A 10788-nucleotide genomic window follows, 5' to 3' on the forward strand; every position below is an offset into this window, starting at 1 on the left:
GGCAGCCGGGGTGCAGCTCATCTCGTGAACTCTACAGGCGTGTAGAGATCGACGGGAGGCGTTCGACGCGAGGAGTTCCGCCCGCCGGGGACGATCGGCCGGGGACGATCGGCCCGGGACGATCGGCCCGGGACGGACGCGGGCGCGGACCCGACTCGACGCGACGCGACGCGGGCTCAGGCGTGGGCGCCGACACGGGCGCGGGCGCAGGCGCGGACCGGCCTCACTCGCCCTTCCGCACCGAGGCCCCGCGCGCCGACCGCCGCCGCTGCCACAGGGCCAGCGGAACGATCCCGGCCAGCGCGGCCGCCTCCGGCGCGGGCGGCGCCTCGAACGGCGCACCGGCCGCTCCCGCCGCCCCGGCCGGCACCTTGTCGAAGGTGTCCGGAACCGGCAGGGTGGACCAGTCGGACAGCGGCCAGGCGACCACGAAGGCCCGGCCGACCACGTTGTCCACCGGCACGAAGCCGTCACCGGTCTCGTTGTGGTGCCAGCGGGAGTCCCGCGAGTTGTTGCGGTGGTCGCCCATCACCCACAGCTTGCCCTTGGGCACGGTGACGGTGCCGACCGGGTCGTTGTCGCAGGGCGTCGCCCCGGGGAACAGGTACGGCTCGTCCAGCGCGACGCCGTTCACCTTCAGCGGCGCGCCCGCCTCACAGTCGACAGTGTCCCCGCCGACCGCGATCACTCGCTTGATCAGGTCCTTCTCGTCCGCGGAGGGCATCAGGCCGACGGTGCTGAGCGCCTTCTGGACGGTCCCCATGACGGAGTCGTCGGGGATGGTGGGCGTGCCCTCCAGCCAGCCGCCCGGGTCGCGGAACACCACCACCTCTCCGCGCTCCGGCTTGGCACCGAACCACGGGGTGAACTTGTCGACCAGCACCCGGTCGCCGATCGCGAGGGTCTGCTCCATCGAGCCGGAGGGGATGGAGAAGGCCTGGACGAAGAAGGTCTTGATGCCGAGCGAGAGCAGCAGCGCGATCACCAGGAGGATCGGCAGCTCCTGCCAGAACGGGCGCTTCTTCCGCTGCCGCTCGGCCGTCCCCTCCGTGTTCCCTCCCTCGTACCCGCCCGCCGTCCCGCGGGCGTCCGCGGCCTCCGCGACCGCGGTGCGTGCGGCCGCCTCCGCCCGGCCGCCCCCGGCCTCCCCACGTTCCCCGGCTCCACCACTCTCGCCGGACTCCGCGCTCTGCTGCACACTCATCTCCTCGGCCCCTCCCGACGGCCCGACGGGAGCCGGAACGAAGACCCCCTGTCAGGAACGAACCTACCGAACAGAGGTTCCCGGGCGCGCCCTGACGTGGATGCGCTCGCCCTGCGGACCGAACAGGCTGAGGAACTCCACCGGCTGCTGGCCGGCGTTGCCGAAGGCGTGTGGGGTGCGGGTGTCGAACTCCGCGGCCTCACCGGCCGTCAGCACCAGGTCGTGGGCGCCGAGCACCAGCCGCAGCCGTCCGGACAGCACGTACAGCCACTCGTAGCCCTCGTGGACCTTCAGCTCCAGCTCCGGCCCGGCGTTCCGGCCCGGCGGCACGATGTGCTTGTAGGCGTGCAGCCCGCCCAGGTGGCGGGTCAGCGGGACGATGGTCTGGCCGTTCCTGGTCACCGGGCGCGGGTGGATCCGCGGGTCCCCGGTGGCCGGGGCGCCGACCAGTTCGTCCAGCGGCACCCGGTACTCCCGGGCCAGCGGCAGCAGCAGCTCCAGGGTCGGCTTGCGCTGTCCGGACTCCAGCCGGGACAGCGTGCTGAGCGAGATCCCGGTGGTGGCGGCCAGTTTGGCGAGCGTGGTGCCGCGCTCCCGGCGCAGCGCCCGCAGCCTCGGGCCCACCGTGGTGAGGACGTTCTCGAACTCTTCGTCGGCCATGCCTGCCATTTGCCGCTACGGCAATGACCATTGTCAATCCGGCACACGGGTGAGGGCTGGGCGCTCACGTCAACGGGTGAGGGCCCGTCACTCCGGCGAACCGGCCCGGTGGGCGTGGTGCGCCCCCGCCTCAGGCCGGAGCCCACCGGTCAGTCGCCGGGGCCGCCAGCGGGTCGGTCAGTCGGTCGGTCGGCCAGCCGTTCGGTCGGTCGGTCAGAGCCAGTCCCGCTTCTTGAAGATCAGGTACAGCCCGGTACAGACCAGGGCCATCAGTCCGATCGCGAACGGGTAGCCGAAGGCCCACCTGAGCTCCGGCATGATCTCGAAGTTCATCCCGTACACCGTGCCGATGAGCGTCGGCGCGAAGAGGATGGCCGCCCAGGAGGAGATCTTCTTGATCTCGTCGTTCTGCGCGTGCCCGGCCTCGGCGAGCTGCTTCATCTCCTCGTTCTGCCGCTGCGAGACCAGGGTCGCGTTGACGGCCAGGATGTTCTGGAGCATCTGCCGGAAGCCGTCCACCCGCTCGGCGGCGTAGGTGGCGTGGTCGGCGACGTCGCGCAGGTGGCGCTGGAGCTCGTCGTCGGTGCCGTACTTGCCGAAGCCCGCCTCCAGGCTCCGCATGATCTCCAGCAGCGGGCGGGTGGCCCGCTGGAACTCGATCACCTCGCGGGACAGTTCGTAGATGCGACGGGAGACCTGCGGGTCCCCGCTGAACACCTCGGTCTCGATCTCGTCGATGTCGTGCTGAAGACCGGCGATCACCGGCGCGTAGCCGTCCACCACGGCGTCCAGCACCGCGTACAGCACCGCCTCCGGGCCGAGCGCCAGCAGCTCCGGGTCGTCCTCCAGCCGGCGGCGCACCGCGGAGAGGTCGGGGGCCTGGGAGTGCCGGACGGTGAGCACGAAGTCGGGGCCGATGAAGAGGTGGATCTCGCCGAAGTCGACCTCCTCCGCCTCGTCCAGGTAGCGGGCGGCGCGCAGCACCACGAACAGGGTGTCGCCGTAGCGCTCCAGCTTCGGCCGCTGGTGGGCGACGATGGCGTCCTCGACGGCCAGCTCGTGCAGGTTGAACCGGTCGGCGGCCTCCAGCAGCTGCGCCTCGGCGGGGCGGAACAGGCCGATCCAGGCCATCGTGCCGGGCCGGTCGGGCAGCGTGCGGAAGATGTCGGCGAGGTCGGTGGACGCCTCGATCCGGCGACCGTCCCGGTAGACCGCCGCGTCCACGACGGAACGTTCCAGCGCCACCGGCTCGACGGGCTGATCCGGGCGCGGGTCCATCGAGTGCTCGGGCGCCGGCTGGCTGTCCACGGCCCGGACGACGGGGCGGGAGAACGGACGCTTGCTCGCGCGCACTGCGCGCACACGCCAGTCGGACATGGCGGGGACCTCCACGGTGGGTTTCCGGCCGCCACGAGGGGACGAGGGTGGACCGGAGGCGCCCGGCCGGCCGCCACGCGCACGGCGCGACCGGCGGCGCCTCGCCAGGAGGACGAGGTCAGTGCCGCGCGGGAGCCGTACGGGAGGAGGTGTGCCGGGGGCCGCGAGTGGTGCGGGACAACCGGGGGCGGGGCCGACTTCGACCCGTACTACTGCACTCCACGGCTCTCACCTCCTCGCTTCCGCGCGCTCACGCACCGAAGAGGCGCCAGCACAACCCCGCCGAGTGTAGTACCCGCGTGGCTGGACCCCTCATCGGGGTCCCTCAACCGCGCGGTCACGCATCGCCCCGCCCGCCGGCGTCCGCGCCCCGGGGGTCGCCCGGCCCCGCCCCGACCTCGGACCGACCCCGTCCCGGCCGGCCCCAACACCCCTCGCGCGCGGGGGTGTTCGTCCACGGCGAAGTCGTCACGGGAAGGCACCCGCGCCACTACGCTACGTGTCATGACTACTTCGGAGAGGGCCCCGGGGCGGGGCACGGCGGTCGTGATCGGCGGCGGACTCGCGGGGATGGCGGCCGCGTGGGCGCTGCGCGGGTTCGCCGAGCGGATCATCGTGGTGGAGCGGGACCGGTACCCCGAGGGGCCCGAGTTCCGGGCCGGGGTGCCGCAGGGCCGGCACGCCCATCTGGTGCTGGAGGCCGGGCACCGGCTTCTGGAGGAGATGATGCCCGGCATCAACCGGGAGCTGACGGCCGCGGGCGCGCAGCAGGTGGCGGCCTCGGACGTCCGGTGGCTCAGCTCCGCCGGGTGGCTGGCCGAGTACCAGGCGCGGCTGAGGTTCCTCTGCTGCACCCGGCCGCTGCTGGACAAGCTCGTGCTGGACCGGGTCCGCGCCCATCCCGCGATCGAGATCCTGGAGGGGACGGACGTCGTCGGACTGCTCGGCTCGGCGACCGCGGTGACCGGGGTGAAGGTTCGCGAGCGCGGCTCCGGGCGTGGCTCCGAACACGGCTCCGCACACGGTTCCGAGAGCGACCCCGGACGCGGCTCCGGACGCGGTGAAGTCCGGGAGGTCCCGGCCGAGTTGGTGGTGGACGCGGCGGGCCGCTCCAGCTCGGTGCCGAAGTGGCTCGCCGAGTTGGGCTGCCGGCCGGTGCCCGAGGAGCGGGTGGACGCGGGCGTCGCGTACGCCTCCCGGGTCTTCCACCGCCCGGCCGGGTCCGACCTCGGCAACCGGGCGGTCTACCTCCAGACCAAGGCCCCGGACAGGCCGCGGATGGGCGTGCTGCTGCCGGTCGAGGGCGACCGCTGGATCGTCAGCCTCGCCGGGATGCGCGGCGCCGAACCGGCGGCCGACGAGACGGGGTTCACCGAGCACCTGGGCATGCTGCGCGATCCGATGCTGGAAGAGGTGCTGCGGGGCGCCGAACCGGCCGGCGAGGTGCGGGGCTTCCTGCCCGGCCCGGGCGTGCGACGGCACTACGAGCGCAGTTCCCCGGACGGCCTGGTGGTGGTCGGCGACGCCGTGAGCACGTTCAACCCGGTGTACGGGCAGGGCGTCACCGTCGCCCTGTTCTGCGCCCGGGAACTTCGCCGGACCGCGAGGCGGCACGGCGGCATCGGGCACGCCACGGCACGGGCCGCGCGGCGTGCCGTGGCGACGGTGTCCAAGATCCCCTGGATGATCTCCTGCACCGAGGACGCCCGCTTCCACGCCACCACCGGCGCGCCCTCCGGCGCCCTGGTCGGGCTCCAGCACCGGTTCTTCGACAAGGTGCTGGCCGGCAGCACCCGGGACCCGGAGGTCACCGCGGCGTTCCACGAGGTGATGTCGCTGGTGGCGCCGCCGACGCTGCTGCTCCGGCCGTCGGTCCTCGGGGTGGTCCTGCGGAGCTGAGCGGCGGGGAGGTCGCCATGTCTCGTTCGGGGGGCGCCCCGACGGGAGTCGCGCTCCCACGGTGGAGGGGCGCCGCGCCGTCGCCGGCTCGGCGCCACCCGTCGCCGGCGCCGCGCTACTCGGCGAGGTGTGCGGCGACGTACGGCAGGGCCACCTGCTCCAGGCCGCGCCGGCCGAAGGCGGGGTGGACGTCGGCCTCGAAGACCACCCCGCCGCTCTCGGCTGCGAGGTCCACCCCCGCGAGGTCGAGCCCCAGGGACGCGGCGGCCGCGACGGCCGACTCCGCGAGTCCGTCCGGCAGTTCGTTGTAGTCCAGCAGCCTGGGGACGGCGCCCCGGCTCTCGTCGCAGGGTGCGTCCGGGTCCGTCTGGACGAGTTCGACCACCCGGACCACGCACCCGCGAAGCACCACCACCCGGTACTGGTAGCGACGCCCGTCCGGGAGGAAGTTGCGGACGTCGCGGGCGATCAGCCAGTCCGTCCCGGCCCGCGCGTAGTGCCGTGCGACGGCGGCGAGCCGGCAACGCGTGGTGACGCGGAAGACGTCGTCGCCGCCCGCCCCGACACGGGGCCGGACCCAGACGTCGCCGCCGAGTTCCGCGAAGGCCTCGGCGACGGCCTCCGGGCTCGGCCGGGAGAGCACGATGCCGGGCAGGTGCGGCACGCCGTCGCGACCGAAGCGGGCGACCATGACGTCCTTCTCGGTGGCCGCCCGCCACGCCTCGGCGTCGCTGCCGAGCGAGCGGACACCGTGTCCGCGCAACTGCCGTTGGCAGTCGGCGAAGGCGTGGCGACGGTGCGGCGGGATCTCGTAGACGATCACGGTGTCGGCGGTCACGGCCCGGTCGCCGGCCACCAGCCGGATCCCGCCCGTGTCGTCGGGCTCGATCCGGCCGCTGCCGCCCGCCATGAAGTGCCGGGCGTCCAGTTGCACGGGCTCCCGGCCGGTCAGCGTCCGCACGGCGGCGGCGAGCACCTGCCGACCGCCCTCGGTCGAGCTGTGATCGGTCAGGAGTACGAGATCGCGTCGGGGCATGCGGACATGAAAGCGAGCAGGGCATGGCCACGACAAGGCAGCCCGGTGCGCCACCACGGGGGCGAGGTGTCCGAAACCGCGCCGCCTCCCCTTCTCGCGGGGCCCGGCCTCTATTCTCGCGGGGCCCGGGCTTTTCGAGAGGCCGGCCTTTTCGCGAGGCCGGTCTTCCCTCGGGCCCCGTGGTTCGCTCACGCGACCCTGGCGGTGCGAAGGCGCGTCGCCCCGTCGGGGACCCAATTCGGATGCGCACCGCCCGCCCGGCCGGTAGCGTGCCTCCCATGTCCACGCCCCGAATTTCCTAGCTGACGGACCCACTTCCACGCCACCCGTGTGTCCGCTAGCCGTTTCGGAGCGTCATCTCATGATCACCACCCGCGGTGTCGACGTGCGCGTCGGCGCCCGTCTGCTGCTGTCCGACATCACTCTGCACATCGCCCCCGGCGACCGGATCGGCCTGGTCGGCCGCAACGGCGCCGGCAAGACCACCCTGCTCGCCACCCTGGCCGGACAGCTGGCACCGGCCTCCGGCACGGTCACCCGGACCGGGCCCGTCGACTACCTCCCCCAGGACTCCCGAGCCGCCGACCCGTCGGCCACCGTCACCGACCGCATCCTGTCCGCCCGCGGCCTGGACACCGCCGTCCGCGCCCTGCGCGCCGCCGAGCTGGCGATGGCCCGAGCCGGGTCTCCCGCCGAGGAACGCCGGGCGATGGACGCCTACGTGCGCGCCGAGGCCGGGTTCCAGTCCCGGGGAGGCTACGCCGCCGAGGCCGAGGCGGCCCGGGTCGCGGCCGGACTCGGGCTGCCCACCCGGGTGATGGAATCCCCCGTCGGCACGCTCTCCGGCGGCCAGCGCCGCCGGGTCGAACTGGCCCGCATCCTGTTCGCCGGCCACGGCACCCTGCTGCTGGACGAGCCGACCAACCACCTGGACGCCGACTCCGTCGCCTGGCTGCACGGCTTCCTCGCCACCCACCCGGGCGGGCTGGTACTGATCAGCCACGACCTCGGGCTGCTCGCCGAGACCGTCAACCGGGTCTTCCACCTGGACCCGCAGCGCGCCACGATCGACGTCCACAACACCGGCTGGCAGGCCTACCTGACCCAGCGCGCCGCCGACGAGCGCCGCCGCACCCGGGAGCGGGCCAACGCCGAACGCAAGGCCGCCGCCCTGCACGCGCAGGCCGACAAGATGCGGGCCAACGTCGCCACCGCGACCACCGCCCGCAGCATGGCCCGCCGGGCCGACCGGATGATCGCCGAGCTCGAACCCGTCCGGCAGGCCGAGCGCACCGCCCGCATCCGGCTGCCCGAGCCCTCCCCCTGCGGCCGGATGCCCCTCGGCGCGATCAGCCTCGCCAAGTCCTACGGCGACCGACCGGTCCTGACCGGCCTGGACCTGGCCGTGGACCGCGGCAGCCGACTGGTCGTGCTCGGTCCGAACGGGGCCGGCAAGACCACCCTGCTGCGCGTCCTGGCCGGTCGGGAGGCCCCGGACTCCGGCCGCGTCGTGCCCGGCACCGGCCTGCGGCTCGGCTACTTCGCCCAGGAGCACGACACCCTCGACCCGGCGCTCAGCGTGCGCGACAACCTCGCCCAGGCCGCGCCCGGCCTCACCGACGGCGAACTGCGGCACGTGCTCGGCGCGTTCCTCTTCCGGGGCGACGACGCCGACAAGCCCGCCGCCGTGCTGTCCGTCGGCGAGAAGACCCGGCTCGCCCTGGCCGGCCTGGTTCACTCAGGCGCCAACGTCCTGCTGCTGGACGAGCCGACCAACAACCTCGACCCGGTCTCCCGCGCGGAGGTCCTGGCGGCGGTCGGCACGTACCCGGGCGCGATCGTGATGGTCACCCACGACCGTGGCGCCATCGAGGCCCTGCGGCCGGACCGGGTGCTGCTCCTGCCGGACGGCGACGAGGACCTCTGGCACGACGCGTACCTGGAGCTGGTCGCGCAGTCCTGAGGACCGGCGCCGGTCGCGCCCTCCGAGAGTCCTTCCGACCCGCCGGGATCCGCTTCGGGCCCGGCGGGCTCCGGACGGGCTCCGGACGAGCGGGACGGCTCCGTGCCGGGGCGGAGGCGGTTCCGTGCCGGGGCGGAGGCGGCCGTACCGAGGTTGACGCGGCCGTGCCGACTGCGGCCGCGAATGGCGCGCCTCGATCGGGAGACGCGCCGAGTGGGTCACGACGGGCCCCTCGGCGCGGATCAGCGCGTCCCGCTCGCGCAGCCGGTCACGGTACGCGGCCACGGTGAAACCCCGGACCATCCGGATCACCTCGCGCGGGAAGTACACCACCGCACCGAAGTCGCGGAACTCCATCCGCAACCGCGCGGACCGCAGATCCGCCGCCTCCAGCCCTGCCGCCACCTCGCCGCCGTTCTCCGACTCGGGGCGGCGGCCCTCGCGTGCCGTCGGCTGCGGCCCGAGGACGTACTCGACCGGTTCGAAGGCGGACCGCCGAACCCATGTGCTGGGCGAAGTGGGTACCGCCGGACGGCAACACCCGGGCGACGCCGCCGCGGTGAGGCGGAAGTCCGTCCGACCGCTCCTCACCCGGCACCCGTTCCACGGCCTTCTCCCCCTCGTCGGCCTGAAAACCGGTACTCCGCGCCAGTGCTCCCGGGCGAGGATGGCCCCGTGGCGAACGGACCGGTCACCACCTCCCGCTCGGGGCCGTAGCGTGACCGGCCGTACCGTCGCCGCGCCCCGCACCAGTCCCGATGTCCCCGTTGCCGCGCCCGCCACCCTCCCGTGGAGACCTGCCGCCATGACCCAGCCCGACCTCGGCCGCTTCTACGACGACTTCGCCGACGGCTACCACCTGCTCTACGCCGACTGGAACGCCTCACTCGCCCGCCAGGGCGCCGCGCTGGACGCCCTGATCCGAGCTCACCTCGGCGACCGCCCAGCCGAGGTACTGGACTGCGCCTGCGGCATCGGCACCCAGGCGCTCGGCCTGACCGCACTCGGCCACCGCGTCACCGGCACCGACCTCAGCCCGGCCTCCGCCGCCCGCGCCACCGCCGAGGCGGCCGCACGCGGACTCCGGCTGCCGACCGCCGTCGCCGACATGCGCGAACTCCCCTTCCCCGACGGCCGGTTCGACGTCGCCGTCTGCGCGGACAACGCGCTGCCCCATCTGCTGACGGCCGATGACGTCCGTGCCGCGCTCGGCGAGATGCGGCGGGTCCTGCGCCCGAACGGACTCCTGCTGGTCACCACCCGCCCGTACGACGAACTGCGCCGCGACCGGCCCGCCTCCACCGCGCCGCAGACCGCCGAACACGACGGTCGCCGGTCGGTCATCTTCCAGCTCTGGCAGTGGCGCGAGGACGGCGAGCGGTACGACCTGGAGCTCTTCCGACTCCTGCCGGACGACACCGGACAGTGGCAGGTCGTCGTTCGACGCTCCACCTACTGGGCACTCACCCAGGACCAGTTGAGCGCCTTCGCCACCGAGGCGGGCCTGTCCGACGTCCGCTGGGAGCAGCCCGCCGACACCGGCTTCTTCCAACCCGTCCTGATCGCCCGGGCCCCCTGACGCCCTTCGGCACCGGGGACGACTTCGATGCCCGCGCCTACGGGCGTGAGCTGGTCACCCTGTTCTCGCTCGCGACCAGGAACGTGGAGGCGATGTGACCCCGCACGCCGCCCCGCCCCGCGCCGCGCTGCCCTGTTACCCCTGCTGATCGATCTCGGCTTGCCGCTCGCCGTCTACTACGGGCTGCGCACGGCGGGCGTGGACCAGTGGTGGTCGTTGCTCTGGTCCGCCGCCGTACCCGCCGTCACCGTGGTGGCACGGCTGGTCCGGACCCGCCGCGTGGACTTCCTGGCCCTGCTGGTCCTCAGCATGATCGTGCTCGGTCTGGTGGTGTCCGCACTCACCGGAGACACCCGCACCCTGCTGATCCGCGAAGCCTGGACCGGCATGCTCGGCGGACTCGTCGGAATCTGGCTGCTGGCCTCGGTCGCCTACGGCCGCCCGGCCCTGATGGTCGTGTTCCGCTCCTTCGTACGGGCCAAGGCCGGCGAGGAGGGTTTGCGCGCCTGGGAGAGCCGTTGGGATCAGGACGCCGCGTTCCGCCACGGCCTCCGGGTGCTCACCGTCGCCTGGGGCGCCGCCAGCCTGCTCAACGCCCTTGCCCAGCTGGCCTTCGCGTACCTCCTTCCTGTCGATGCCGCCCCGGCCGCCATGAACCTGAGCTGGCCGGTGATCGTCACACCGCTGCTCCTTTTCCATCTCGTGTACACCAGGCGCCACGGCCTGCGGGCCTGACCGGAACGGACCGAGCCGTGACCGCCCAGACGGCAAGGGCGCGCAGGTGCCGCATCGGCGGGTCGAGCCTGCCGGCTCGGCCCCACGACTCTCCTGCCGACCACCAAGCATGCCGACGAGACCTTCGGCGCCCCGTTCCTTGACGACGCCCGCGCCGGACGCGCACCCCAGGACTTCCGGTAACTCGCCCGTACCGTCCGCCGGTTCCGCAGGGATGCCGTGGCACACCCCGTCACCTGCCCGACCCTGGTCCTCGGCTACGAGGCCGAGGCCCTCATCCCGGGCCAGGACACCCGGCTCCACCACCTCCTCCGCTCTCCTGGACAGCACACCGT

The 10788-nt window shown here is 73.7% G+C and carries 8 protein-coding genes; 4 read left to right on the forward strand and 4 right to left on the reverse strand.

Annotated features, from left to right (window positions below):
- Positions 1 to 223: 223 nt before the first annotated feature.
- The 3 genes from lepB to ACFRMQ_RS30525 form a co-directional block, all read right to left on the reverse strand.
- Complete coding sequence (gene lepB / locus ACFRMQ_RS30515) at positions 224 to 1204, reverse strand: signal peptidase I (protein WP_380733922.1); 981 nt, start codon at positions 1202 to 1204, stop codon at positions 224 to 226.
- Between the two features lie 63 nt (positions 1205 to 1267).
- A complete protein-coding gene (locus ACFRMQ_RS30520; RefSeq protein WP_380733923.1) occupies positions 1268 to 1864 on the reverse strand; it encodes a helix-turn-helix domain-containing protein in 597 nt (198 codons plus the stop codon).
- 213 nt (positions 1865 to 2077) lie between these two features.
- Positions 2078 to 3241: a magnesium and cobalt transport protein CorA gene (locus ACFRMQ_RS30525; protein ID WP_380733924.1), complete on the reverse strand. Its 1164-nt coding sequence runs from the start codon at positions 3239 to 3241 to the stop codon at positions 2078 to 2080.
- A gap of 504 nt (positions 3242 to 3745) precedes the next feature.
- Between ACFRMQ_RS30525 and ACFRMQ_RS30530 the strand changes: the two genes are divergently transcribed.
- On the forward strand, positions 3746 to 5140 hold the full coding sequence (locus ACFRMQ_RS30530; protein WP_380733925.1) for an FAD-dependent oxidoreductase: 1395 nt from the start codon (positions 3746 to 3748) through the stop codon (positions 5138 to 5140).
- Positions 5141 to 5255: 115 nt separating this feature from the next.
- Here ACFRMQ_RS30530 and ACFRMQ_RS30535 read toward each other — a convergent pair whose 3' ends face one another.
- Positions 5256 to 6176 (reverse strand): RimK family alpha-L-glutamate ligase, encoded by a 921-nt coding sequence (locus ACFRMQ_RS30535; RefSeq protein WP_380733926.1) that lies wholly within the window; start codon positions 6174 to 6176, stop codon positions 5256 to 5258.
- 361 nt (positions 6177 to 6537) lie between these two features.
- Here ACFRMQ_RS30535 and ACFRMQ_RS30540 point away from each other — a divergent pair, with 361 nt between their 5' ends.
- From ACFRMQ_RS30540 to ACFRMQ_RS30550, 3 genes are all read left to right on the forward strand, one after another.
- Complete coding sequence (locus tag ACFRMQ_RS30540; RefSeq protein ID WP_380733927.1) at positions 6538 to 8139, forward strand: ABC-F family ATP-binding cassette domain-containing protein; 1602 nt, start codon at positions 6538 to 6540, stop codon at positions 8137 to 8139.
- A gap of 805 nt (positions 8140 to 8944) precedes the next feature.
- Complete coding sequence (locus ACFRMQ_RS30545) at positions 8945 to 9718, forward strand: class I SAM-dependent methyltransferase (protein ID WP_380733928.1); 774 nt, start codon at positions 8945 to 8947, stop codon at positions 9716 to 9718.
- Between the two features lie 27 nt (positions 9719 to 9745).
- A complete protein-coding gene (locus ACFRMQ_RS30550; RefSeq protein WP_380733929.1) occupies positions 9746 to 10453 on the forward strand; it encodes a VC0807 family protein in 708 nt (235 codons plus the stop codon).
- Positions 10454 to 10788 lie beyond the last annotated feature (335 nt).

The sequence above is a fragment of the Kitasatospora sp. NPDC056783 genome (genome assembly GCF_042789895.1).
Taxonomy (GTDB): domain Bacteria; phylum Actinomycetota; class Actinomycetes; order Streptomycetales; family Streptomycetaceae; genus Kitasatospora.

What these genes read in the sequence shown, in the direction of transcription:
- ACFRMQ_RS30545 (WP_380733928.1), top strand. Translation starts at nt 8,945, where the DNA reads ATGACCCAGCCCGACCTCGGCCGCTTCTACGACGACTTCGCCGACGGC.
- ACFRMQ_RS30520 (WP_380733923.1), bottom strand. Translation starts at nt 1,864, where the DNA reads ATGGCCGACGAAGAGTTCGAGAACGTCCTCACCACGGTGGGCCCGAGG.
- ACFRMQ_RS30525 (WP_380733924.1), bottom strand. Translation starts at nt 3,241, where the DNA reads ATGTCCGACTGGCGTGTGCGCGCAGTGCGCGCGAGCAAGCGTCCGTTC.
- ACFRMQ_RS30540 (WP_380733927.1), top strand. Translation starts at nt 6,538, where the DNA reads ATGATCACCACCCGCGGTGTCGACGTGCGCGTCGGCGCCCGTCTGCTG.
- ACFRMQ_RS30550 (WP_380733929.1), top strand. Translation starts at nt 9,746, where the DNA reads ATGCCCGCGCCTACGGGCGTGAGCTGGTCACCCTGTTCTCGCTCGCGA.
- lepB (WP_380733922.1), bottom strand. Translation starts at nt 1,204, where the DNA reads ATGAGTGTGCAGCAGAGCGCGGAGTCCGGCGAGAGTGGTGGAGCCGGG.
- ACFRMQ_RS30535 (WP_380733926.1), bottom strand. Translation starts at nt 6,176, where the DNA reads ATGCCCCGACGCGATCTCGTACTCCTGACCGATCACAGCTCGACCGAG.
- ACFRMQ_RS30530 (WP_380733925.1), top strand. Translation starts at nt 3,746, where the DNA reads ATGACTACTTCGGAGAGGGCCCCGGGGCGGGGCACGGCGGTCGTGATC.